Source organism: Dyella sp. (assembly GCF_035486915.1).
Classification (GTDB): domain Bacteria; phylum Pseudomonadota; class Gammaproteobacteria; order Xanthomonadales; family Rhodanobacteraceae; genus Dyella_B.
The window spans coordinates 26,986-50,769 of the sequence record NZ_DATHMR010000077.1; the positions used below are offsets into that span (position 1 = coordinate 26,986).

Below are 23,784 nucleotides of genomic sequence, written 5' to 3' on the forward strand. Positions count from 1 at the left end.
CAGTCCTAGCCGGTGGCTAGGGCATATTCATTAGCAAAACAACTATTCATATATGTTTTAGATCGTGGGAAATCGAATTGCAACCCTTTTTTTCGTCCCGTCATCCTGTCCCTTTCGAACACCTATAAATTTGATGTTTATATGTACACAGGCGAATAGATGCGCGATCATGCGCGGAAAGGTCATAGCAAGCAGCGGGAAACCCCGTTCTACGGCGGTTTCTCCCTAGCCACCCTGAGGTTGGAATGACGCAAGTGACAACCAGGTCGGTTCCAGACACCGCCAGAGATCAGCGGATGCCCTGGCTACGTTCGCCTTTGTCATTTGGAGGCGCCCCGATCGGCAACCTTTACGAACCCGTGGACGATGCTGGAGCCGCCGCCGCGATTGCGCGGGCCTGGCAACAAGGCATACGGCACTTCGATACGGCGCCCTACTACGGCTACGGCTTGAGCGAGAGCCGGCTAGGCAACGTGCTAAGCGGTCTAACGCGCGACAGTTATACGCTGTCGACCAAGGTCGGCCGCACGATCGAAACGGATCATCGTCAGACGCGTCACGAAGATGGTTTCATCGTCGATGGTCGACGCGCTCATTTCGATTACAGCCGGGACGGCATCATGCGCTCGGTCGAAGCCAGCCTGAGCCGGCTGCGCACCGATCATATCGATGTCCTCTTGCTACACGACATCGGTGCCCAAACCCATGTAGTAAACCATGCCGATGTGCTGCGTCAGGCATTGGATGAAGCATTGCCTACGATGGCGGAATTGCGCGCACAACGCGTGTGCGACGCGATCGGTATCGGCGTTAACGAAGAGGCAGTGTGTCTCGAAGTGATGCCACGGTTCCCGCTGGACGCCATCATGTTGGCCGGACGCTACACACTGTTTGAGCAACAGCACAGCGAAGGCGTAATGGCGCAAGCGCAAGCGCGCGGTGTAGCGATCCTTGCCGCAGGCCCCTATAACTCGGGGCTGTTAGGTGGAACAGGCGGACCGGGGAGTTTCTACAACTACGCTCCCGCTGACGATGCCATTCTCGAAAGAGCCCGACGCTTCTACGAGATCCTTGCCCTCTCTCACACCGAGGTCGGTGCGGCAGCCTTGCAATTTCCGTTGGCGCATCCCGCCGTTCTGAGCGTTGTTTGTGGATTGCGTTCCGTTGCAGAGGTCGATAGCGCCACTGCGCGCATGCAAGCCAGTGTTCCCCCTGACGCATGGCGCGCATTGCGCGAGGCAGGCTTATTACAGGTTGGCATTCCCACGCCATGATCATCGTCGATGCTCATCAGCACTATTGGCAGCCGTCGCGTGGCGACTATGGCTGGCTGGCGCATGCCCCTATAGCGTTGCAGCAGGCTTTTCTGCCGGCTGATCTTTGTGCCCAACGAGAAGCGGCAGGCGTCACGTTCAGCGTACTCGTGCAAGCGGCGCCGACTGAGGAAGAAACGCGCTATCTATTCGAATTGGCGCGCACCGATGAGGCTGTCGTCGGCGTCGTTGGCTGGGTTGACCTGGAGGCCGATGACGTGGGTGCCCGCATCGATGCCCTGCTTCGTGACGGCGGAGGCTTGCTACGTGGATTGCGCCCGATGGCGCAGGACATCGCCGACCCCGATTGGTTAGCCAGGCCATCACTCGATCGCGCCTTCGATTGCATACAGGACTGCGGCCTGGCTTTTGACGCATTAGTCGGAATGCCGCAGCTGCCTGCGCTCTGTCGCCGCCTACTCCGGAATCCACAACTGAGTGTTGTGCTCGATCACGCAGGCAAGCCGGCCATTGCCGACGGACGATTCGATCAGTGGACAAGCTGGATCGATGAGTTAGCACAACATCCGCAGCTTCACTGCAAGCTATCGGGTCTGCTCACACTGCTCGGCGAGCCTATCCATGAAGATGCGATAGAGCCTTACGTCGCCGATCTTTTTTCGCACTTCGGGCCGGAACGCCTGATGTGGGGCAGCGATTGGCCGGTGCTCACCACACATGCTGATTTTGGCCATTGGTTGCGTGTCGCCGTGATGTTGACCGAGCGCTACGCACCGGGCTCGCAAGCAGATGTCTTCGCCGCCAACGCGGTGCGTTTTTATGCACTGGACGTCGACTTACCTGTTCCAGACCTTGTAGGAGCACCACCATGACTTTATTCGTTGCATCGCTTTGCATCCGATATCGAGGGGATGCCGCATGAGTGAACGTTTGCACGGTAAGCACGCGCTGGTCACAGCGGCAGGCGCCGGCATCGGTCGCGCAACGGCACTTGCCTTCGCGCATGCCGGTGCCACGGTGCTGGCTACCGATATCGACAGCAGCGCACTTGACAGTTTGGCGGCGGAGCACCCCGCACTATCCACCCAGTTACTGGATGTCACCCACGCGGAAAGCATCCAGACGCTGATAAGTTCATCGGGCCCCTTCGATGTGCTGTTCAACTGTGCCGGCTACGTGCATGCGGGAAGCATCCTGGATACCGACGATGCGAGTTGGCACCGCTCATTCACCATCAACGTTGACAGCATGTTCCATTTATGCAAGGCAGTGCTTCCCAGCATGCTTGAGCGCGGCAAGGGCAGCATTATCAACATGGCATCGGTTGCCTCCAGCATCAAAGGCGTACCCAACCGATTTGCTTATGGCGCCACGAAAGCCGCCGTGATCGGTCTGACCCGCTCGATCGCCGCGGATTTCGTTGCGCGTGGCGTGCGCTGCAACGCGATCTGTCCCGGCACCGTAAAAACCCCATCACTGGCGCAGCGTGTGCGCGCGCTTGGCGGCGACGAGGCCACCAACTGGCGAAGCTTCACCGAACGTCAACCGATGGGACGCCTGGGCGAGCCTGAAGAAATTGCCGCACTCGCGCTGTATCTCGCATCCGATGAATCCGCCTTCACGACCGGCACCATCCACGTTGTGGATGGCGGCTGGTCCAACTGAGCGCAAGGAGCGCATCTATGAAATTGATACGTTACGGTGCCCTCGGTGAGGAAAAGCCCGGACTCATCGACGAAGCGGGCACGCTTCGCGATCTCTCATCCGTCATCAACGATGTCGACGCAAAGGCGCTTGGCCGCGATGGCCTCGCACGCATCGCGGCCATCGATCCAAAGACACTGCCAACCGTGGCCGGCCAACCACGCTTCGGCGTGCCGCTGGCGCATGTCAGCAAGATGATCTGCGTCGGCATGAACTACGCCGAACATGCTGCGGAAACCAACGCACAAGTTCCCGAACTGCCGGTGATTTTCATGAAAGCCACCAGCGCAATCACGGGCCCCCACGATGACGTCGTCATTCCGCAAGGTTCCAACAAGACCGACTGGGAAGTGGAGCTTGGCGTTGTCATCGGCGAAACGGCTCGCAGTGTGACGGTCGAGAACGCACTGTCGCATGTCGCCGGCTATCTCGTGGTGAATGACTTGTCCGAGCGCGCGTTCCAATTCGATCACGGCGGTCAATGGGTCAAAGGCAAGAGCTGCGACACATTCGGACCGCTCGGCCCATGGCTGGTAACCACCGATGAAATTACCGATCCGCAAAATCTCCATCTTTGGCTGGAGGTCAATGGGCACCGATATCAAAATGGGCATACGCGCACGATGATTTTCAACGTGGCAAAACTGGTAAGCCACATCAGCCGTTACATGACGCTGCTGCCTGGCGATGTCATCAGCACTGGCACGCCCTCCGGCGTGGGTCTTGGACAAAAGCCTCCCATCTATCTTCGCCCGGGCGATGTGATCGAACTGGGCATCGATGGGCTTGGCCGACAGCGACAGCAAGTTCGCGCACATGTCGCTGACGAACACGCGGCATGAATGCGACGAACTTGCGCACCTCTTACTCAAGGAAGGTCATTGCATGACAAAGATCACGGCATTGGATACCTACGATGTCCGCTTTCCGACCTCCCGTGAGTTAGACGGCTCGGATGCCATGAATCCCGATCCGGACTATTCGGCCGCCTACCTTGTTCTGCGCACCGATCAACCCGGTGTGGAGGGTTACGGCTTTGCGTTCACCATCGGTCGCGGCAACGATGTGCAGAAAGTCGCTATCGACGCGCTGGCTCACCATGTGTTGGGGCTTAACCTCAACGACGTAATCGGCGACCTGGGCGGATTCGCCCAGCGTCTGGTTGGCGATTCCCAGCTGCGTTGGCTCGGTCCTGAAAAGGGCGTGATGCACATGGCCATCGGCGCAGTGATCAATGCAGCCTGGGATCTCGCTGCACGGCTTGCTGGTAAACCGCTATGGCGCTTCATCGCCGACATGACGCCCGAGCAATTGGTCGCGACGATCGATTTCCGTTATCTCACCGACGCGCTCACGCCCGACGAAGCGCTGACCATGCTGCATACCGCCAAGGTCAGCAAACCGCAGCGCGTCGAAAAATTGCTTGCCGAAGGCTATCCGGCCTACACCACTTCGCCAGGCTGGTTGGGTTACACGGACGAAAAAATGCAGCGACTCGCACGCGAGGCCGTCGCAGCGGGTTTTCGTACCATCAAGCTCAAGGTCGGCATGAATGTGGAAGACGACGTGCGGCGTTGCCGCCTTGCACGCCAAACCGTTGGGCCCGACATAGCCATTGCTATCGACGCCAACCAGCGTTGGGACGTACCGGACGCCATCGCGTGGCTGCGGCGCCTATCGGATGTACACATTGCCTGGGCGGAGGAGCCGACCAGTCCGGACGATATCCTCGGCCATGCTGCCATCCGCCGCGCTGTCGCGCCGGTGCCGATTTCAACCGGCGAACACACGCACAATCGCGTCATGTTCAAGCAGCTGTTCCAAGCCGGTGCGGTCGACCTCGTGCAGATCGACGCGGCCCGCGTCGGTGGTGTCAACGAGAATCTGGCCATTCTTCTGCTAGCTGCAAAATTCGGCGTGCGCGTATTTCCGCACGCCGGTGGCGTGGGTCTATGCGAGTTGGTACAGCATCTTGCGATGGCGGACTTTGTTGCGATCAGCGGAAAGAAGGACGATCGCGCGATCGAATTCGTCGACCATCTGCACGAACATTTTGTCGATCCTGTCATCGTGCGCGATGGCTGTTACATAGCTCCTGAGTCGCCCGGCTTTTCCGCGCAAATGCATACGGGCACCTTGGCGCATTATCGTTACCCGGACGGTCCCGCATGGCGTGAACCGCCCAGTGTGGCCAGAGCACTATGACCAGCCCCATCACCTGTGTTGCCGACTTACGAGAACTGGCGAAGCGCCGCGTACCGCGCGCCTTCTTCGAATACGCCGACCGCGGTTCCTACGAGGAAACCACGTTGCGGGCGAATCGCGCCGCGCTGGCACAGATAAACCTGCGGCAACGGGTGATGCGTAACGTCGACAATCGCTCCCTGGCCACTGACATCGTCGGCCAGCCGGTATCGATGCCTTTGGCCATCGCTCCAACCGGTCTCACTGGGCTTCAACGCGGTGGCGGCGAAATCCTTGGTGCACGCGCTGCGGAGAAAGCCGGTATTCCGTTTTGCCTGAGTACCGTATCGATCTGCTCCATCGAACAAGTGCGTGACGCGGTCAAGACACCGTTCTGGTTTCAGGTCTACGTGATGCGCGATCGCGGTTTTACGCGCGAACTGATCGAGCGCGCGAAGGCCGCCGGTTGCACAGCACTGATGTTAACTGCGGACCTTACCGTGCAAGGTCAACGCCATCGCGAGATCAAGAACGGTTTGTCGGTACCACCTCGAATTACCCTGCATAACCTATTGGACATGCTCAGCAAGCCACGCTGGGCGTGGAGCATGTTGAATGCACCGAGCCGATCTTTCGGCAACTTGCGCGGGCGCATCGAGAATACCGACAGCCTCACCACACTCGCGCAGTGGATCGCCAATCAGTTCGACCCGACGCTGACCTGGGACGACCTCGAATGGATCCGCGCATTATGGCCCGGCAAGCTAATTATCAAAGGCATCCTTGATCCCGAAGACGCCCGTATCGCGGCAGATCATGCGGTCGATGCCATCGTTGTATCCAATCATGGCGGACGCCAGCTGGACGGTGCGCCCGCCAGCATCGATGTGCTGCCATCCATCGTGCAAGCAGTTGGCGATCGATTGCAGGTACTGTTCGATGGCGGCATTCTCAGCGGTCAGGACTTGCTCAAGGCGCTGGCCTGCGGTGCGCACGCCGGGTTGATCGGCAAGGCATTCCTGTATGGATTGGGTGCTATGGGTGAGGCTGGCGTCACGCAAACTATTGAGCTTATCCGTCGCGAACTAAGCGTGAGCATGGCGTTGACCGGACAAACTGACGTGCGCAACATCGCCAAAGATGTGATCTGGCGTAATCACTGCACCTAAACGCCATAGGCAGAGCTTGCGCTGCCTCTTGTTCAAATCTTCTTTGCAGAAAGGTCCGCACTGAGCGTTTCAGTCAACGAAAAAATGCGCTTCATGGGCATCCACTTCTGCCCCGTCTCAGCCCACGGCAAACGCTGCTGATAACGATCCATCAACGCCTCCCACGCATGCGTCATCGGATCGTCTACATGACGCTTGGCCGACGCATCGTAGCCATGGGGCACCTGCACAACCATCACTAAGCGATTGCCGGTGCGAAAAATCTCCATCTCTTCGATGCCCGACGTCTTGATCGACGCGGCGATCTCTGGCCACACATTTCCAGGTCGATGCAACCGCTCGTATTCGGCAATGGCAGCGTCATCGTCGCGCAGATCCAACGCATAGTAGTGACGCGGCATCATCCCTCTCCTTCCAAAGCATTCCGACGGCGTTGCCATGCGAACAGCAACACCACGGCAAAACTGCAGGCCGGCACAATCATCGCGCGCGCCATGCTGCTCTGATCGGATACGGCCCCCATCAACGCGGTAAGCACCGCGCCCCCAATAATGGTCATGACGAGCAAGGCCGAGCCGAGCTTACGTTCGTCGTCGCCGCGCCCTTCCACACCCAGTGCGAACACTGTCGGATACATCACCGACATGAAAAAGCTGCATGCCACCAGCGCATAGGCGCCGTGGGCGCCCGGTTGAAACACTGCAAACAAAGTCAAAGCGATATTCACCGTGGCAAACGCCATCAGCAGCCGCACCGGAGCCAGATACTTCATCAGCGCGGCGCCCGCAAAACGGCCCACCATGAAACACACCAGTCCGGCGGTGAGAAAATTGGCGGCTTCCCTAGACGATGTACCCGGCATCGTGGCCTGTACGTAGCGGATGGTGTAGCTCCATACACCTACCTGCGCGCCGACATAGAAGAACTGAGCGAACATCGCTCCGACAAAACGCCGGTCGCGCAGCAACCTCCGCAGTACTCCGCCACCACCGGCCAATATGGTAGTCGCGTGTGACGCCGTAGCCTTTGGAAAGCGCGTCAGCACAATCAATAGCGCCCAGCACAGCACGACGATGCCGATCACCAGGTATGGCCACTGCACAGCCTGCGTTTCGCTAGCGTAGTAAGCGGTACGCTGTGCAACACTCATCGCTGCCAGCTGGTCAGCGGAGTGATCGATGCCGGAAAAGATGAAGTGCTGGCCGATCAGAATGCCTGCGATCGAACCCAGCGGATTGAAGGCCTGGGCCAGGTTGAGCCGGCGCGTTGCCGTTTCCTGCGGACCAAGCAAGGTGACAAAGGGATTGGCCGATGTCTCCAGAAAGGCCAACCCGCTTGCGATCACGAACAGCGCAAACAGAAACAGGCCGTATGTGGCAGACGCCGCAGCCGGCCAGAACAAAAGCGCGCCCACCCCGTAAAGCGCCAAGCCGAACACGACGGCGCTCTTGTAGCCGAATCGACGCATGTACATCCCCGCCGGCATCGCGACCAGGAAGTACCCGAGGTAAAACGCGCTCTGTACCAGCCCGGCGCGAAAGTCGCTGAGTACAAAAGCCTTTTTGAACTGCGCGATCAGCACATCGTTGAGATTGTTGGCGCCGCCCCAGAGAAAGAACAGGCTGATGACCAAGATCAGTGGCAACCATGATTGCCGGTCGGTCTGAGTGGCGCCGGCGAGCGGCATCGCTTGGTTATCTGTCACCGGCTGCACGTCCACCCTCTTCTCTCAATGACGCGTACCCCAAAGCGGGAATCGCGGGACAGCATGGCGGCCTCCGCCGTTATGTGCAAATATGAAACGATTATTCACCTGCGTCACAAGACGCGCTGCAACAAATTCGCCGGATGGCCCGGCATGATAAGCGGCAGCGTTGCACGAGAGGCGGCAAGCTGGCCGCCAAAGGAAAGGAGAGTCATGCCGACCCAAGTCCCCAAATACCGTGCGCCTGCGCTCGACAAAGGGTTGGATATCCTCGAGCTTCTAGCCAGCGCCCATAAACCGCTCAGCATCGCCGAGATTTCAGAAGGCGTCGGCCGCTCTCGCGGCGAGATCTTCCGCATGCTGCAGGTGCTGGAAGAGCGTGATTACATTACGCGTGGCGAAGGCGACACGGGCTATTCGGTCACCACGAGGCTATTTCGCCTTGGCATGGAACAGCCGCCGGTAAAAAGTACGATCGAAGCAGCGTTGCCGGTCATGCATCAGCTCGCCGATACCAGTGGCCAGGCTTGCCATCTGGTTGTGCCGTCGCACGAACAGATCGTGGTCGTGGCCCGCGTGGATCCACCCGGTGAAGTTGCCTTGGTCGTACGCGTCGGACACCGCCGTCCTATGTCCAAGTCCACATCGGGTCATGTACTCCTCGCTTTTCAAGACGAGCCGGTACGCGAGCGTTGGCTGGACCTGATCGTCAAATACGAACCCGCACTGGACCGCAAGAAGCTCACCAAGTTATTGGTACAGCTGCGCGCACGCGGTTATGCCAGCGAACCGAGCCAAATAGTCGATGCAGTCACCGACCTGTCTGCGCCGGTGTTGCAACACGGACGTGCGGTATGCGCGCTCACCATTCCATTTATCGAGCAACGAACCGAAGCGCAAACCACCAAGGACGACGTGCTTGCTGAGCTGCGCCGCGCCACGAAAGAAATCTCCGATGCATTGCAGTTTGGAGCGGCAGCTCGTCCCGACTGAACTGCGCAGATTTCTTGTCCAGTTACTCCACTTCCAAAAAGCACTTACGCAGGATTTGAAAACATGCGGATGGGTTTACGCGTTCTCCTCACCATTGCAATCGGCATCCTGTTCGGCACAAGCACTTCTTCTGCACAAAATTTCGTCGACATCAAACCATCGCCGCAACAAGTGCATTGGCAAGATCTTGAATTCGGTGTGATCGTACATTTCGGTACGAACACCTTCCTCGATCGCGAATGGGGGGATGGCACGGCCAGCCCCAAAGTATTCAATCCAGACAACGTCGATCCGGCGCAATGGGCTCGCGCGGCCAAGTCTGCCGGCGCGACGTATCTCGTGCTTGTAGCCAAACATCACGATGGTTTCGCGCTTTGGCCGACGGAGCAAAGCGATTACTCCGTTAAAAACAGCCCGTGGTTGAATGGCAAGGGCAACCTGGTGCAAATGACCGAAGAAGCCGTCCGCAAGGAAGGCATGGGATTCGGTATCTATCTGTCGCCATGGGATCGCCATGAGCCGCGTTATGCCGACTCGGCGGCTTACGATAAATACTATCTCGCGCAGATGGATGAGTTGGTTCAAAGTTATGGACCACTCACGGAATGGTGGCTGGACGGCGCAGGTAGTGCAGGCCACGTTTACGATTTCAAGAAATATGTGGAAGAGCTGAGAACGTATCAGTCGAACGCGATGGTCTTTGCCGACGTTGCACTCTTTGGCTACGGCGACATTCGCTGGGTCGGCCAGGAAGACGGTCATATCCACGGCGAAAATTGGAATGTGATCGATCGGCACGCTGAATTGCGCTGGCGCCCGGTGGAAGTGGATACGCCGTTACACAAGCTGCAATGGTTCTGGCATCCGGATAGCGATAAGACGTTGAAGAGCGTCGACGAACTGGTCGATATATGGGAGAACAGCGTCGGTCGCGGCGGCCAGCTCATGCTTGGTATCGCGCCGAATCGTCATGGTGTTTTGCCCGATGCCGACGTCGCACGCCTGAAAGAGTTCGGTGAAGCACTGCAAGCACGCTATGGTGTCGACAAAGATCTAGCTCGCAACCATATCGCCAGCGACACGAATGTCGAGGCTGCCCTGGATGGCGATCCCGATACCTTCTGGTCTGCTGCAGAGGGTTCGCGCCACGCAACGCTTGAAGTCGATTTCGCCAAACCCATTACCATCAATCATGCGCTCACCATGGAATGGCTGAACGACGGTCAATGTGTGCAGAAATATGCGATCGATGTATGGGCCGATGGCAAATGGTTGCCAATAGCCAAGGCTGAAGCCATCGGCCATATGAAGATCGATCGCTTTGCTGCAACAACCACCAGCAAGGTGCGGCTGAATATCCTGTCCAGCGCCTGCACGCCTCGCATTCGCGAGCTTCAGTTATTCAACGTGGCAGGTGGTTGATCTTTGTTGCGTGACAACCCGAAAGGCGTTTCAGCAAGTTTCTAGAAAGCCGCCATCGTGAATGACGCCTTGCGGCCTACACAAAAAAATAGCCTCCCTGCGCTTACGCAACAGGGAGGCTACGTTGCACATCGCCTTACAGGCCGATCGCCGTTTCCGCTTTCACGTACGGCAAGCCATGGGCCAGCGCGACAGGTTCACACGTCACCTTGCCTTCGAACACGTTCAGACCGTTGCGCAGATGGGTGTCTTGCGCAAGCGCCTTCTTCCAGCCGTTGTTAGCCAGTGCCAGCGTAAACGGCAAGGTCACGCTATTGAGCGCAAACGTGGAAGTACGGGCGACCGCACCAGGCATATTGGCCACGCAGTAGTGCACCACACCGTCGACAACGTAGGTGGGATCGGAGTGCGTGGTGGCATGCGATGTCTCGACGCAACCGCCCTGATCGATCGCCACGTCGACGATGACCGAGCCAGGCTTCATGGTGCGCACCATGTCATGCGTCACCAATTTGGGAGCCGCTGCACCCGGGACCAGCACGGTGCCGATCAGCAGGTCGGCGCGACGCACCAGTTCTTCAATGGCCGAGCGAGTGGAGAACACAGTCGAGATGGAAGTGCCAAATTGCGAAGCCAGACGCTTCAGGACGTCGGCCGAACGATCGACCACAGTTACCTTGGCGCCCATGCCCACTGCGATGGTCGCCGCATGAGTGCCGGACACGCCGCCGCCCAAAATGACCACTTCAGCCGCCGGCACGCCCGGCACACCGCCGAGCAACACGCCACGGCCGCCCTGCGCTTTCTCCAGCGAATGCGCGCCCACTTGCGGTGCCAGGCGTCCAGCTACTTCTGACATCGGAGTCAGCAGCGGCAGCGCGCCATTGGCCGAGGTGACGGTCTCATAAGCGATACAGATGGCGCCCGAGGCGATCAGATCGTGTGTCTGCTCAGCATCGGGGGCGAGGTGCAGGTAGGTGAAGAGAATCTGGCCCTTGCGGAGCTTCTTGCGCTCGACGGCCAGCGGCTCCTTGACCTTAACGATCATGTCGGCTTCGGCAAAGATCTGGTCCGCGCTGGCTACGATCGTGGCACCGGCAGCGACGTAGTCGGCATCGGTCAGGCCCGCGCCGACGCCAGCGTCGGCCTGCACCAGCACTTGATGACCGTTGTGCACCAGTTCCTGCACGGACGAAGGCACGAGGCCCACGCGGTATTCATGATTCTTGATTTCTTTCGGCACACCGATGCGCATGGCTAGATTTCTCTCACTCAAGGGTTGGTCGCGCGCCGGCCCGCCCGGATTCGCGCGGATCGCAGTATGATCGAGGTATTGCGCAATTTCTCGCTTATTAAGCGGGACTATCAGCCATTAATTCGCACATGATGCGAATTATATTCATTATTATAGAATCCATGACGAACAACGATCAGACCCTCGACGACCGCGATCGCGCCATCCTTCGACTTCTCCAGGAGGACGGACGGCTAGCCAATATGGAGCTTGCCCTACAGATCAATCTCTCACCGTCCGCTTGCCTGCGACGGGTGAAGTTGTTGGAGGACCGCGGCCTGATTTCCCGCTATGTGATGTTGCTCGATGAGAAGGTGGCGGGGCTGCCGGGCACGGCCTTTGTGCTGGTGACACTCGATCAGCAAGGCCGCGCCGCGCTCGATGCATTCGAAGCAGCCATCCAGCGGCACCCGGAGGTCACTGAATGCTGCCTTCTAGCCGGTGCAGCCGATTACATGGTGCGCGTGGTCTACGCCGACTCCGCCGATTTTGAGCGCATCCACACCGAGATCCTGACGCAGCTTCCTGGCGTGGTGCGCGTTCAATCAACGCTGGCGCTACGGACGGTAAAGAAGACGACGGCATTGCCGATGTGATCGACGCCGTCGCCGTCGGTTCCGCTTACGATGGTTTCACCAATTCGTAAGGGCGATATCGCGGTTCCCACACCATGGCTTCAATGCGTTTGGCCAGCGTTGTTTCGTCGCAAGCCTCCGCAACACCATCGGTCTGGGCTTGGACCGCAACGGCCTTGGCAACGGCCAGAGATACAGCACGCAATTGATCGACCGGCGGAAGCAGGCGACCGTTGTGATCTTGCGCGGTAGGCGACATGGCTGCGACCACCTTTGCGGCCACCATGAACATGCCGTCCGTAACGCGTCGCGCGCGCGCGCCCAAGACCCCCAAGCCTATGCCCGGGAAAATATAGGAGTTGTTGGTCTGATCGACCGGGGTCGTCTTTCCATTCCAGGTCACCGGTGAGAACGGACTGCCGGTTCCTATCAATGCACGACCGTCCGTCCATTCCATCAAGTGTTGCGGTATCCCTTCGCTGCGCGAGGTCGGGTTGGACAGCGGAAAGATCACAGGCCGTTGAACATGCTTGGCCATTTCGCGGATAACCGGCTCCGTGAACGCACCAGCCTGCCCCGACACGCCGATCAAAACCGTGGGTTTCGCGTTTCGCATGACTTCGAGCAGGCCGATTTGATAAGGCTTCTCCAGCACCCACGTGTCGACTGCGTCGCGCTGCTGCACGAACGGCGTCTGCGCAGGCGTAATGCCTTCCATGCCTTCGACAATCAAACCGTTGCGATCCACCAGATAAAACGACGCGCGCGCCTGATCTTCAGCGAGACCGGCATCGACCATCGCGCGCAGCAAAAGATTGGAAATGCCGCAACCGGCCGAACCTGCACCCAATACAGCGATACGTTGATCGGTGAGCTTGACGCCCGTGACATTGATCGCAGCCAGCAACGTTCCCGCTGCAATGGACGCCGTACCCTGGATATCGTCGTTGAACGTGCACAGACGATCTCGGTACTTCTCAAGCAAACGACTGGCATTGGAGCCTGCGAAATCTTCCCATTGCAGCAAGATATGCGGCCAGCGTTCGACCACGGCTTGGACAAACTCTTCGACGAACGCGTCGTACTCTGCACCAACGATGCGCTCATGGCGCCATCCGATATAAAGCGGATTGGAAAGACGCTCGCTGTTGTTCGTACCCACATCGAGCAGGATGGGTAGCGTCAAATCCGGATGGATGCCCGCGCACGCGGTGTACAGCGATAACTTACCAATCGGTATGCCCATGCCCCCGGCACCCTGATCGCCAAGGCCGAGTATACGTTCGCCGTCGCTGACGACGATCACGCGCACGGGATCGAAACGCGGATCGGCGAGAATATCGCGAATGCGTTGCTTGTTCGGATAACTCAGAAACAAGCCACGCGGCTTGCGCCAGATCTCGCTGAAATGCTGACAACCCTCGCCCACCGTAGGCGTGTACACCAGCGGAAGCAGCTCTTCGATGTAACGAACCAGCAATGCGTAGAAAAGCGTTTCGTTACTGTCCTGCAGCTCTCGCAGAAAGGCGTAGCGCTCGAAATCTGTCGCGAAGGAACGCATGCCTTTCAAACGGCGTTCAATCTGCTCATCCATCGTACCGATATGCGGCGGGAGGATGCCATGCAATCGAAACGTGTCGCGCTCGCCCTGGTTGAAAGCAACGCCTTTATTCAACATCGACTTATTGATCAGATCGAAGCCCGTCACGCTGACCTGGATCGGCTTGCCTGCATCGGTCGTATCGCTCATCGCACATCATCTCCTCAAGCACAGCCGCGATACTTAAGCACACATCGTATGCACATGTGTTGCGTTTTTGTGCAAGCGAGCGGCCCGGCAATGCCGGGCACGACCGGGGCAGTTGCGCACGGCAGCTGCCCCGAACTTGACGAAACGATTACTGTTTCGCTGCCGCTTCAGCCTGGGAGGCACGTTGGGCGGCAGCCTTGGCATCGGCTGCTGCCGCATCCGCATCGGCGCGCAATATTTTTGCGTAGCCTTTTGCTTCGTCCGCCTGGACGGTGATATGGATGCTCACCTCGTCGCTGACCTGCGGAACGTACGCGCCCAAGCCAAAGTCCGATCGCTTTAGTGTTGTCGTAGCATCGAAACCAATCGATGGCAGATTATTACGAACATCGAGCCCGATCTTATTGAGCGTCACATCCAAGGTGACAGGCCGGGTCACCCCGTGCACGCTGAGATTGCCGGTGACGACGAACTTGTCTGCCGCCCCACCCGGTGCGACCTTGGTGCTCTTGAACATTGCGGTGGGAAACTTGGCGGTGTCGAAAAAATCCACGGAATGGAAATTATCGTCCAGATCCGGCACGCCGCTACTCATGTTGGCCAGCGCGATCGTGGCGGTAACGGAAGCGCGGGTCGGGTCGGCCGCATCGAAGTTCAGCGTGCCTTCTACCCGGCTGAACTGGGCGGTAGGGTTGGCGAAGCCCAGATGGCTCCAGCGCACGATGCCTTCGGTATGTTGCGGTTCGAAGGTGTAGGTGGTGGCGTGGAGCGGCAGATTGACGAGCGCGAACGCGACGGCAGCAGCGATGTAGCGAATCATGCGACAGGACTCCTTGAGATCATGGCCGGCTTTCGGCCCGGATGGCCGAAAAACGCAGCGGCACTGTGGACTCACCCCGTCGCTCAAGTCCTGAAAAGCACCCTGAAGGAAGCTGAAGATCTCTGAATCTCCTCGTTCATCGCCTGGGCTTTCAGCAGTTGCCGCTGTCCACGCCCGAATGCGAACATCGACGGATCGATTTCCTCACACACAAGGCGCGTATGTCTTCGAGCATGGGTCTGTCTGCCAAGGCAACACTGCGCATCGGGGAGTGGACCGTGAGCCCGTTGTCCGGCCAAATCTCTCGCGGCGAAGAAACCGTTCGGCTCGAAGCCCGCACCATGCGCCTGCTGCTGTGTCTGGCAGAGCGCGCAGGCGACGTGGTCAGCATCGAGGAGTTGCTCAATCAGGTGTGGGAAGGCGTGATCGTCACGCCCGATTCGGTCTATCAGGCGGTCACTTCACTGCGGCGCCTGCTCGGCGACGATCCCAAGCAGCCGGTTTATATCGCGACGGTTCCGCGTCGCGGTTATCGAATGGTGGCCCCTGTCAGCACGGACGATGCACCGCCGGGCGTGCCCGTCGCACCACAACGGGCTGCCAATGATGCGTTGGCGTCGCCGCAGAACGCATCGGTGCGAACGCACCGGGCCGCATGGTGGGCAATTGCGGTCGTGCTAGTGGCCGGCGCTGCACTGACTGCCTATTCATACACGCATCGGCATCAGACACAGGCGGCCGCGGCAGCGATACCGAATCCAAGGTCCATTGCAGTGCTTCCGTTCCTGGATATGACGGACACGATGACCGAGGAACCGTTCGCCGACGGCATGACCGATGAGTTGATCGATAAGCTGAGCCAGTCGCAAGGCTTGCACGTATCATCGCCAACATCGTCGTTCTACTTCAAAGACAAGCAGGTGACCGTTGCGCAGGTAGGCAAGGCGCTCAACGTTGCCTACGTGCTGGATGGCAGCGTACGCAAATCGGGCAACACACTGCGCGTATCGGCACGATTGGTACGCACCGACGACGGTTTCGTCGTCTGGTCGCAAACGTACGACCGTTCCTGGGCCGACAAACTGATGATTCAGGACGATATCGCGAGCGAAGTGACCAAGGCACTCAAGACGTCCATCAACTAGCGACTGCCTGCGTTTTCAGGCTCGCAATGCGGCAGCGTGATAGGCCACGTGCTCACCGATAAAGCTCGCGACAAAGTAATAGCTGTGATCGTAGCCCGGCTGCATGCGTAGCGTGACGGGATAACCGAGTGCATCGGCTTCGCGCTTGAGCCTATCGGGCTGCAATTGCTTATCGAGAAATTCGTCCGCATCGCCTTGATCGATCAGCAGCGGCAGCTTTTGCGTTGCCGCTTTCAGAAGCTCCACCGTGTCATAGGCCTTCCAGGCTTCGCGATCATCACCGAGGTAGGTTGAAAATGCCCGTTCGCCCCACGGTACCTGCGAGGGCGCCACGATCGGTGAAAATGCCGATGCACTGCGGTATCGCTCCGGGTTTCGTAGCGCAATCATCAGCGCACCGTGACCGCCCATGGAATGTCCGCTGATCGCACGCGAGGAAGTTGCCGGGCAATGCGCTTCGATCAGCGCCGGCAATTCGTTCACCACATAGTTGTACATGCGATAGTGCCGCGACCAAGGTTCTCTCGTCGCGTCGACATAAAAGCCCGCGCCCTTCCCCAGATCGTATCCGTCGGCATCGGGGACGTTATCCCCGCGTGGGCTGGTATCGGGCGCGACCAGCATCACGCCATGCTCGGCCGCATAACGTTGCGCGCCGGCCTTGGTGATGAAATTCTGCTCGGTACACGTCAGACCCGAGAGCCAGTACAGCACCGGCACGCTGCGCTCTGCTGCTTGCGGCGGCAGATACACCCCAACCTGCATGCTGCAATTGAGCGCGGGCGAATCGTGGCGATAGACATCCTGCCAGCCGCCAAAACAGGCGCGGTGTTCGATGCGTTCCATGAGCGTTCCCAACAATGGTCAGTAGTGAATGACGGTACGGATGGACTTGCCATCGTGCATCAGGTCGAACGCCTCGTTGATTTTCTCCAGCGGCAACGTGTGCGTAATGAAAGGATCCAGACGAATTTCTCCGCGCATCGCCTGCTGCACCATGTCCGGTAACTGACTGCGGCCTTTCACGCCACCGAATGCGCTACCGCGCCACACGCGGCCCGTCACCAATTGAAAGGGACGCGTACGGATTTCCTGTCCTGCGCCCGCGACGCCGATGATGATGCTTTCACCCCACCCTTTGTGGCAGCACTCCAGCGCTGCGCGCATAACGTCGACGTTGCCGATGCATTCGAAGCTGTAATCGACGCCACCATCGGTCAATGCCACGATCACGTCCTGAATGGGCTTGTCGTGATCTTTCGGATTGACGCAGTCGGTCGCGCCCATGTTGCGCGCAAGATCGAATTTGGCTGGGTTGGTATCGATCGCCAGAATACGCCCGGCCCTCGCCTGCTTGGCACCTTGAATCACCGCCAGACCGATGCCGCCCAGACCGAACACCGCAACGCTTGCGCCCGGTTCGACCTTGGCCGTGTTGTGCACCGCGCCGATGCCGGTGGTGACGCCGCAACCGAGCAGGCAGACTTTCTCCAGCGGCGCTTGCGGATCGATCTTCGCCAACGAAACTTCCGCCACCACGGTGTATTCGCTGAACGTGCTGGTGCCCATGTAGTGATACACGGGCTGCCCCTGGTAGGAGAAGCGCGTCGTACCGTCGGGCATCAGTCCTTTGCCCTGTGTAGCGCGCACGGCTTGGCACAGATTCGTTTTGCCCGACAGGCAGAACTTGCACTTACCGCATTCGGCCGTATAGAGCGGAATCACATGATCGCCCGGTTTGACGCTGGTGACGCCCTCGCCCACTTCGACCACCACGCCGCCACCCTCGTGTCCCAGCACGGCAGGAAAAATGCCTTCCGGATCGTCGCCGGACAGCGTGAACGCATCGGTATGGCAGACGCCGGTGTGCGTGATCTTGACGAGTACTTCCCCCGCACGTGGCGGTGCAACGTCGATCTCCACGATTTGCAGCGGTTGTCCTGGTGCGAAAGCGACGGCGGCGCGAGATTTCATGAGGGACTCCAGCTCGAAACATAGATAGATGAAAGGAGCACAGCATAACGGGCATGCGTCCATCGCGCAGGAGGCTAACCCGCTAGGTCATGTTATCTGAGCCCACCAAATGGCTATATCGCCGAACGCTAAAGTGGTTATTGGGACGTTCGAACCGCTGGCGTAATGTGCCCTTGACGCGATGGGACATCACACGGGGATGACGACGATGAGATTCGACACGATCGGACGGTTTGCAGCAACCTTATGCGTGACAGGCTTTCTGGCATCTTCGGCCCACGCCACCAGTCAAACGAACGCCGCACAGGCCGGCAGTACCTATCGCGACGGTCAGCACGACTTCGACTTTGAAATCGGCACGTGGAAAACGCATTTGAAACGCCTCGTTCATCCACTAACCGGCTCGCAACAGTGGGCGACGTATGACGGCACCACCGTGGTCCGCAAGGTCTGGGACGGCCGCGCCAACCTCGTGGAACTGGAAGTCGATGGGCAAACCGGGCACATGGAGCTTCTGTCCCTGCGCTTGTACGACCCGCAGGCGCATCAATGGAGTCTCAATGTCGCCAGCAGCAAAGGCGGTTCGCTAGGCGTACCCACCATCGGCGAATTCCGGAACGGGCGTGGTGAATTCATCGATCAGGAGGGCTATAACGATCGCATGATCCTCGTTCGCTTCATCATTTCCGATATCACGCCCGATTCATGCCACTTCGAGCAATCGTTTTCCGGCGACGGCGGAAAAACATGGGAAATAAACTGGATCGCAACGGATACTCGCGTTAAAACGGGTTGAGTCCGCAACGAGGCTAAAAGTTGCATGGCTGCACGATGCCTGGTTTGCTTGATGGCAGCGGCGCTGTCGCTTAGCGGCACGGCGACAGTGTGTCGTGCGCAGTCGGCCGAGCGATGGGCCGCACAGCAACAGGCGGCAGCGTCCAAGACGGACAAAATCATGGCCGATGTCAACGCCCATAAAGGACTGCTCGATCAATACCTGGCCATGCGCAACGCCTACGCCAGCGACAATTCGCAGGCATTCCGCCTATTATTCGGGCAATACATTAGTTGGTACCAAAGTTTTCTCGGCGCCTATCCCGAGGCCATGGACAGCTTCTCCATCGCGCAACACGCTCAACCCGATGACAGCCCGTCACCGCTCGCCGAAGATGGCTATGCAGCTCATCCCGCTATCGACACCCTTCCGGATCTGGCCAAAAATTATCGCGTTGTGCTTTTCAACGAAGCGCACAACATCGCGCTGACACGAAGCCTGACCGTGCGGCTTTTAAGCCGTTTGCACGACGAGGGTTTCAACTACTTCGCTGCCGAAACCCTTGTCCAAACCGATACGACGCTAACCTCGCGTGGCTATCCAACCGACAACAGCGGCTTTTATACCGAAGAGCCCATTTATGCGGAGATGGTGCGCACCGCACTCAAACTCGGCTACAAGGTGATTGCCTATGAGGCCACCACCGACACAGACAACAGCGATACGCGAGAAAGCGAACAGGCGGAAAACCTGTACAAGCAGGTGTTCGCGCGCGATCCGCATGCCAGATTAGTCATCAATGCGGGCTACGAACACATCACCAAATCCGGGAGTTATCTGGGGGGCGCATCCATGGCGCAGCACCTTCACAAGCTCATCGCGCTGCCAATGCTGTCCATCGATCAAACGACAATGTATCCGCATCCGTCATCGAGCGACGATCATCCTTACTACACGGCGGTCATGCAAAAGCTTCAACCGCAAGACGCGATTGTCTTCGTCAATGCAACAGGAAAGCCGTGGTCGCTGCGCTCGACTTACGACGTCAACGTATTTTTTCCACCTTCATCCTTGATACGAGGCCGCCCTGCATGGCTCACGCTGGGCGACCTACGCCGACCTTACGCCATGAGCGCAGAGGACTGCCACGCACACTACCCGTGTCTGATCGAAGCGCGTTACGGCAGTGAGGGCGATGACGCCATTCCAGCCGATCGCCTGCTGCTCGATCTGCAGCCGCTTGGGATGGACGAATCTCACATGGCGCTATACAGCAGCACGCAGGATGTTCCCTCAGGCAATCTGTATCTGCGTCCCGGCACGTATCGGCTGAAGTTCATCACCAAGGGTGACAAGGTCGTCCATCAGGAAGATATCGTCGTTCCCGACACGCAAACGCATCACTGAAAGATGAAGAAGATATAGGCGGCAAAGAGGATGAGATGCACGCCGCCCTGAAGGATGTTCGTGCGCCCACTGGAAAAGGTGACGGTACACAAAAACAACGTCAGCACGAACAGCAGCAGGTCGGTATGCTCTAGCCCTAGCCGGATGGGATGATTCGTCAGCTCGCTGATCACGATAATCGCCGGGATGGTCAATCCAATCGTGGAAAGCACCGAACCCAGAAAAATATTCATCGAACGCTGCAGATTGTTTTTGCCGGCAGCGCGCACGGCACCCAGTATTTCAGGCGTTGCAACCAGCACCGCCATCGCCAATCCCGCGAGCGCAGCGGGCTTGCCCATGGTCTCCACAACGTAATCGACCGGTGGCGCAAGCTTCTCGGCCAGATAGACGACTAGCGCCATGTAGATCGCAAGCAACGCGACATGCCACGTGAGCGGCGATGTTGAGATTGGCAAGTCGGCAGTCGGCGCCTCCTCAACGCCCTGCTCCGCTGCAAAATATGCCCGATGCCGCCGCGTCTGAAGAAACAAAAAGGACGCATACAGTCCCAACGAAATCGTGGCCACAAAGATTTTCTCCGCGAAAGAGAGCCTCGGTGGCCCGGATTCGACCACCGTGAAATTCGGCAGCACGAGACACAACACGCCAAGCGGAATGATCACGCCAAGATAAGTGTTGGCGCCCTGCAGGTTGTAATACTGCTCGCGATAACGCCAGCCGCCCAGCAACAACGAAAGACCTACCATACCGTTGAGCACGATCATGGTCACCGCAAACAGCGTATCGCGTGCCAAGGTGGGGTTGTTCGCACCGTGCAGCATGATTGCGGTGATACTGACGACTTCGATCGAAGTAATGCAAAGCGTGAGGATCAGCGTGCCATAGGGCTCGCCAAGTCGTTCGGCGATGTGATCGGCATGCCTCACCACGGCAAGTGCGGAACCAAGTACTACGGAAAATAACCAGAAGAACACCAACGCCAGTCGATACATGTCGGACAATCCGCTGAATAGCGAATCACTGAACACGTAGAACGCAATAGTCGTAAGGACGCTTAGGGCAAGAAAGCGTTCCTTATGCACCCATCCCAGCGCACTGGCCTTTTGCATAGCATCTTCCCCGTCACGCAATGCAAACCGTTGAAAATGTACTGCTCGCGGCGTGTTGACGTGGAGAGGTTAAACACGGTGGCGAGCCGTGTCAAAACTCGGGTTATTAGCCAATGATCGCCTCATTCATTACGTCGAGGCGCGGGTGCTTTCCAACAAGGCGCGGCGCCATTGCTGCCCTATATGCACTGCATGGGTACGGCAGACATTGAGTCCTTCGAGAAGTAACGCCTGGTGATCGGCGAAGACAATTCGGACGTCATACATGCAGCCGCTATCGGCATGGATCTTCGTCATGGCTTGCCCGACGTAGCCACCTTCCAGGCTGACGTAGCCACCGTCAATGACGCCACTCAATTTCACCGGAGTCCAATGCTCGCTGCCAGGCGTTGCCATTTCAATGGCAACTACCGAGCTGTCGCCATCATTGATAAAATTGACGTACTGTTCTGAAGACGCTTCCACCGATTGAAATATCAACAAGGTTGCTGCTGCAACTAGCGCGCATCGCATACCTATCTCCTTCATTGGCATAGCCGTGCCCGCCTGGCGCGCAAACACTGCGGCCAGTTCAGACAACACGATTGGGATGCGGCTATCCAGTGAAAGGTTTAGTGCGCGCAGCTTGCGCACTCAACGAACGCGCGTCGTCGATTTACGATGCGCTGGTACTTAATACGTAACGTTGAAGTCGGCGCGAAGTTTTTTTGCTCGACTAATGTTCTATGCGCCGGATTGTCGAAGCGCATCGACCGACATAAGCAACTATAAGAATCTCGAATAACCTTCAGCTCGAAGCCTGTACCACGCAGTCGTCGTGCGTAGAGAGGTACATGGCGAATGTCGTCGATCATCACTCATCTGAGAAATGCACTAGGCGCATCGATAGGCGATCGATGCCATCTCATCCTCGTCGACCGACTGTTTCAAATGCGAACACCTGTAAAAATGACGGACTCATTCCAAACTTGCATAAGAAAATAATTCGTAAGTTTGGTTTAAGTTTTACTCGGTAGTTGCACAGTTTTTAATAATCCGGAAACGCACGCGATGAGACAGCGTCAACCAATTAGGCTGAAAAAGCGCGATTTTTGTATGAAACCGCTGCTACTTAATTCGTTTTGTCGTGACCTTGATGCCATGAACACGTGTCCTTAACAACATCGCCACGAACCGACATACGGTCATCTCACAAATTAATGCGATGAACTGTTTCGTTTCCTATGGCTGACCGGCTTGTCGCCGCCATCAGCCTGACTATTTGGCAACGACTTCTTAAGCCTTGTCGGTTCTTTCACTTTCATAGCGATAACTAAAGCGTTATGGATCGATGCAATTGGGGTGTTAAGGCCGCGAGCGAATGCTTTTGCACCAGATCCAGAGAGAGTTCGAATGGGGTGTATGGGGTTTGACGAGGAGAAGAGTCGGTAATTGTTTTGACACGGATTAGGGTAATAAAGGGATTTAGTGGGGCCGACGGGGGCGGAGTGCATTCTTTCCACTGATATCCAAAGGGCTTAGCTGGTTTTATCAGCAGGAAGATCCAAGAACTAACAACCGCAATTGGGAGACCCATGATGAAGCGCCAATGTCTGTTTCTATCGGTCGCTCTTGCGCTTGGAGCCGCTTTCGGTGTCCACGCGCAAGACAACACATCTACCGCAGCGGGCAGTGCCCCCAGCAGTGACGTCACAAACACAAGCTTTGATGATCGTTGGTACGTAGCACCCTATGTGGGCTGGTTCCACAATGACACCAAGCGTCTGACCAACAGGAATCAGATCTACTACGGTATAGGCATCGGCAAGTTTGTCTCGCCGAATGTCTCGGTCGATCTGTTCGCCGATCGGACCTCACGCCGGGTCGACTACGGCCTGGGCGGTGGTCGATGGTCAAGCAACAATATCGGTGTCGACGTGCGCTATTACTTCCTCGACTGGAACGCATGGCGTCCGTACTTGGTGGGCGGCGTGATGGCCAGCCAGCACATCGATCCGTTCAATCACGGTGTCGATCCTGCTGCAGAAGGCGGCGTCGGTCTGTCAAAGACAATCACCGAGAACATCGATATCCGCGGCGAAATCAAGTATCGCTACGACTGGGACGACAAGACCTTCCCGCAACGCAACGGTTTTGGCGATGCGATAGCCGACTTGGCGATGGTGTTCCGCCTTGGTCCGCCACCTGCCCCGCCAGCGCCGCCGGTTGCACCGCCGCCGCCGCAACCGGATTGCTCCAAGCAATTCCGCAATGGCGTGAACCTGTGCGACAACAAGTGCCCGGATCTGCCGGAGGGCACGATCGTCGGTCCGGATGGTTGCCCGCAGAAGGTTGTAATCGATCTGAAGGGCGTGAACTTCAAGTTCGACCGTCCGAAGAAGAGCGAGACCAACATCGAGCCGACGCTGGCCGTGCCGAGCAGCGACTCGTTGGCAATCCTCGACCAGGCTGTGGATACGCTCAAGCGCTATCCGCAGGTGC

Annotated in this window: 22 protein-coding genes; 13 read left to right on the plus strand and 9 right to left on the minus strand. The window is 57.9% G+C overall.

The genetic code is table 11. The annotated features are described in order from the left end of the window. Positions 1-296 precede the first annotated feature (296 nt). Genes VK725_RS06360 through VK725_RS06385 form a run of 6 tightly spaced genes read left to right on the plus strand, consistent with a single transcriptional unit; the run spans position 297 to position 6,331 of the window. Positions 297-1,274, plus strand: coding sequence for an aldo/keto reductase (locus VK725_RS06360; RefSeq protein WP_325317217.1), 978 nt, complete (start codon positions 297-299; stop codon positions 1,272-1,274). Further along, on the plus strand, positions 1,271-2,146 hold the full coding sequence (locus tag VK725_RS06365; protein WP_325317218.1) for an amidohydrolase family protein: 876 nt from the start codon (positions 1,271-1,273) through the stop codon (positions 2,144-2,146). Before VK725_RS06360 ends, VK725_RS06365 begins: the two co-directional genes overlap by 4 nt. Positions 2,147-2,192: 46 nt before the next feature. After that, positions 2,193-2,939: an SDR family oxidoreductase gene (locus tag VK725_RS06370; RefSeq protein ID WP_325317219.1), complete on the plus strand. Its 747-nt coding sequence runs from the start codon at positions 2,193-2,195 to the stop codon at positions 2,937-2,939. A gap of 17 nt (positions 2,940-2,956) precedes the next feature. Further along, positions 2,957-3,820, plus strand: a complete 864-nt coding sequence (locus VK725_RS06375; protein WP_325317220.1) for a fumarylacetoacetate hydrolase family protein — start codon at positions 2,957-2,959, stop codon at positions 3,818-3,820. A gap of 43 nt (positions 3,821-3,863) precedes the next feature. Further along, positions 3,864-5,183 (plus strand): L-fuconate dehydratase, encoded by a 1,320-nt coding sequence (locus VK725_RS06380; RefSeq protein ID WP_325317221.1) that lies wholly within the window; start codon positions 3,864-3,866, stop codon positions 5,181-5,183. After that, positions 5,180-6,331, plus strand: a complete 1,152-nt coding sequence (locus tag VK725_RS06385) for an alpha-hydroxy acid oxidase (protein WP_325317222.1) — start codon at positions 5,180-5,182, stop codon at positions 6,329-6,331. Before VK725_RS06380 ends, VK725_RS06385 begins: the two co-directional genes overlap by 4 nt. A 32-nt stretch (positions 6,332-6,363) precedes the next feature. On the opposite strand, the gene VK725_RS06390 is transcribed toward VK725_RS06385, so the two are convergent. Beyond that, complete coding sequence (locus VK725_RS06390; RefSeq protein WP_325317223.1) at positions 6,364-6,732, minus strand: L-rhamnose mutarotase; 369 nt, start codon at positions 6,730-6,732, stop codon at positions 6,364-6,366. Continuing rightward, a complete protein-coding gene (gene fucP / locus VK725_RS06395) occupies positions 6,732-8,018 on the minus strand; it encodes an L-fucose:H+ symporter permease (protein WP_325317240.1) in 1,287 nt (428 codons plus the stop codon). The genes VK725_RS06390 and fucP overlap by 1 nt, the downstream gene beginning before the upstream one ends. Positions 8,019-8,249: 231 nt before the next feature. On the opposite strand from fucP, the gene VK725_RS06400 reads away from it, so the two are divergent. Further along, on the plus strand, positions 8,250-9,029 hold the full coding sequence (locus tag VK725_RS06400; RefSeq protein ID WP_325317224.1) for an IclR family transcriptional regulator: 780 nt from the start codon (positions 8,250-8,252) through the stop codon (positions 9,027-9,029). Between the two features lie 63 nt (positions 9,030-9,092). After that, positions 9,093-10,451 carry an alpha-L-fucosidase gene (locus VK725_RS06405; RefSeq protein WP_325317225.1) on the plus strand — a complete coding sequence of 453 codons (1,359 nt, stop codon included), beginning with the start codon at positions 9,093-9,095 and terminating at the stop codon, positions 10,449-10,451. Positions 10,452-10,587: 136 nt separating this feature from the next. Here the strand turns inward: VK725_RS06405 and ald are convergent, their stop codons facing one another. Then, the gene (gene ald, locus VK725_RS06410; protein ID WP_325317226.1) at positions 10,588-11,706 is read right to left on the minus strand and encodes an alanine dehydrogenase; all 1,119 of its coding nucleotides are present in this window, start codon (positions 11,704-11,706) and stop codon (positions 10,588-10,590) included. Between the two features lie 161 nt (positions 11,707-11,867). Between ald and VK725_RS06415 the strand changes: the two genes are divergently transcribed. Beyond that, positions 11,868-12,341, plus strand: a complete 474-nt coding sequence (locus tag VK725_RS06415) for an Lrp/AsnC family transcriptional regulator (RefSeq protein WP_325317227.1) — start codon at positions 11,868-11,870, stop codon at positions 12,339-12,341. 25 nt (positions 12,342-12,366) lie between these two features. On the opposite strand, the gene VK725_RS06420 is transcribed toward VK725_RS06415, so the two are convergent. Together VK725_RS06420 and VK725_RS06425 are read right to left on the minus strand one after the other, a co-directional pair. After that, the gene (locus tag VK725_RS06420; RefSeq protein ID WP_325317228.1) at positions 12,367-14,070 is read right to left on the minus strand and encodes an NAD-dependent malic enzyme; all 1,704 of its coding nucleotides are present in this window, start codon (positions 14,068-14,070) and stop codon (positions 12,367-12,369) included. Between the two features lie 148 nt (positions 14,071-14,218). Further along, the gene (locus tag VK725_RS06425; protein ID WP_325317229.1) at positions 14,219-14,890 is read right to left on the minus strand and encodes a YceI family protein; all 672 of its coding nucleotides are present in this window, start codon (positions 14,888-14,890) and stop codon (positions 14,219-14,221) included. 278 nt (positions 14,891-15,168) lie between these two features. Here VK725_RS06425 and VK725_RS06430 point away from each other — a divergent pair, with 278 nt between their 5' ends. After that, positions 15,169-16,035 (plus strand): winged helix-turn-helix domain-containing protein, encoded by an 867-nt coding sequence (locus tag VK725_RS06430; protein ID WP_325317230.1) that lies wholly within the window; start codon positions 15,169-15,171, stop codon positions 16,033-16,035. Positions 16,036-16,050: 15 nt separating this feature from the next. Here VK725_RS06430 and fghA read toward each other — a convergent pair whose 3' ends face one another. After that, positions 16,051-16,881 (minus strand): S-formylglutathione hydrolase, encoded by an 831-nt coding sequence (gene fghA / locus VK725_RS06435; protein ID WP_325317231.1) that lies wholly within the window; start codon positions 16,879-16,881, stop codon positions 16,051-16,053. Between the two features lie 18 nt (positions 16,882-16,899). Continuing rightward, on the minus strand, positions 16,900-18,009 hold the full coding sequence (locus VK725_RS06440; RefSeq protein WP_325317232.1) for an S-(hydroxymethyl)glutathione dehydrogenase/class III alcohol dehydrogenase: 1,110 nt from the start codon (positions 18,007-18,009) through the stop codon (positions 16,900-16,902). Positions 18,010-18,217: 208 nt separating this feature from the next. Here VK725_RS06440 and VK725_RS06445 point away from each other — a divergent pair, with 208 nt between their 5' ends. Continuing rightward, positions 18,218-18,805: a hypothetical protein gene (locus VK725_RS06445; RefSeq protein WP_325317233.1), complete on the plus strand. Its 588-nt coding sequence runs from the start codon at positions 18,218-18,220 to the stop codon at positions 18,803-18,805. 24 nt (positions 18,806-18,829) lie between these two features. Then, a complete protein-coding gene (locus VK725_RS06450; protein ID WP_325317234.1) occupies positions 18,830-20,191 on the plus strand; it encodes a hypothetical protein in 1,362 nt (453 codons plus the stop codon). Here VK725_RS06450 and VK725_RS06455 read toward each other — a convergent pair. Both VK725_RS06455 and VK725_RS06460 read right to left on the minus strand, forming a co-directional pair. Beyond that, positions 20,185-21,303 (minus strand): hypothetical protein, encoded by a 1,119-nt coding sequence (locus VK725_RS06455; protein WP_325317235.1) that lies wholly within the window; start codon positions 21,301-21,303, stop codon positions 20,185-20,187. The two genes, VK725_RS06450 and VK725_RS06455, sit on opposite strands and share 7 nt — an antisense overlap. Positions 21,304-21,432: 129 nt before the next feature. Continuing rightward, positions 21,433-21,936: a hypothetical protein gene (locus VK725_RS06460; protein ID WP_325317236.1), complete on the minus strand. Its 504-nt coding sequence runs from the start codon at positions 21,934-21,936 to the stop codon at positions 21,433-21,435. A gap of 941 nt (positions 21,937-22,877) precedes the next feature. Between VK725_RS06460 and VK725_RS06465 the strand changes: the two genes are divergently transcribed. After that, positions 22,878-23,784: outer membrane beta-barrel protein (locus VK725_RS06465; protein WP_325317237.1), on the plus strand; the 907-nt coding region annotated here is incomplete at its 3' end.

Coding starts and splice junctions, on each gene's coding strand:
- VK725_RS06360 (WP_325317217.1), top strand. CDS start 297: ATGCCCTGGCTACGTTCGCCTTTGTCATTTGGAGGCGCCCCGATCGGC.
- VK725_RS06365 (WP_325317218.1), top strand. CDS start 1,271: ATGATCATCGTCGATGCTCATCAGCACTATTGGCAGCCGTCGCGTGGC.
- VK725_RS06370 (WP_325317219.1), top strand. CDS start 2,193: ATGAGTGAACGTTTGCACGGTAAGCACGCGCTGGTCACAGCGGCAGGC.
- VK725_RS06375 (WP_325317220.1), top strand. CDS start 2,957: ATGAAATTGATACGTTACGGTGCCCTCGGTGAGGAAAAGCCCGGACTC.
- VK725_RS06380 (WP_325317221.1), top strand. CDS start 3,864: ATGACAAAGATCACGGCATTGGATACCTACGATGTCCGCTTTCCGACC.
- VK725_RS06385 (WP_325317222.1), top strand. CDS start 5,180: ATGACCAGCCCCATCACCTGTGTTGCCGACTTACGAGAACTGGCGAAG.
- VK725_RS06390 (WP_325317223.1), bottom strand. CDS start 6,732: ATGCCGCGTCACTACTATGCGTTGGATCTGCGCGACGATGACGCTGCC.
- fucP (WP_325317240.1), bottom strand. CDS start 8,018: ATGCCGCTCGCCGGCGCCACTCAGACCGACCGGCAATCATGGTTGCCA.
- VK725_RS06400 (WP_325317224.1), top strand. CDS start 8,250: ATGCCGACCCAAGTCCCCAAATACCGTGCGCCTGCGCTCGACAAAGGG.
- VK725_RS06405 (WP_325317225.1), top strand. CDS start 9,093: ATGCGGATGGGTTTACGCGTTCTCCTCACCATTGCAATCGGCATCCTG.
- ald (WP_325317226.1), bottom strand. CDS start 11,706: ATGCGCATCGGTGTGCCGAAAGAAATCAAGAATCATGAATACCGCGTG.
- VK725_RS06415 (WP_325317227.1), top strand. CDS start 11,868: ATGACGAACAACGATCAGACCCTCGACGACCGCGATCGCGCCATCCTT.
- VK725_RS06420 (WP_325317228.1), bottom strand. CDS start 14,070: ATGAGCGATACGACCGATGCAGGCAAGCCGATCCAGGTCAGCGTGACG.
- VK725_RS06425 (WP_325317229.1), bottom strand. CDS start 14,890: ATGATTCGCTACATCGCTGCTGCCGTCGCGTTCGCGCTCGTCAATCTG.
- fghA (WP_325317231.1), bottom strand. CDS start 16,881: ATGGAACGCATCGAACACCGCGCCTGTTTTGGCGGCTGGCAGGATGTC.
- VK725_RS06440 (WP_325317232.1), bottom strand. CDS start 18,009: ATGAAATCTCGCGCCGCCGTCGCTTTCGCACCAGGACAACCGCTGCAA.
- VK725_RS06445 (WP_325317233.1), top strand. CDS start 18,218: ATGAGATTCGACACGATCGGACGGTTTGCAGCAACCTTATGCGTGACA.
- VK725_RS06450 (WP_325317234.1), top strand. CDS start 18,830: ATGGCTGCACGATGCCTGGTTTGCTTGATGGCAGCGGCGCTGTCGCTT.
- VK725_RS06455 (WP_325317235.1), bottom strand. CDS start 21,303: ATGCAAAAGGCCAGTGCGCTGGGATGGGTGCATAAGGAACGCTTTCTT.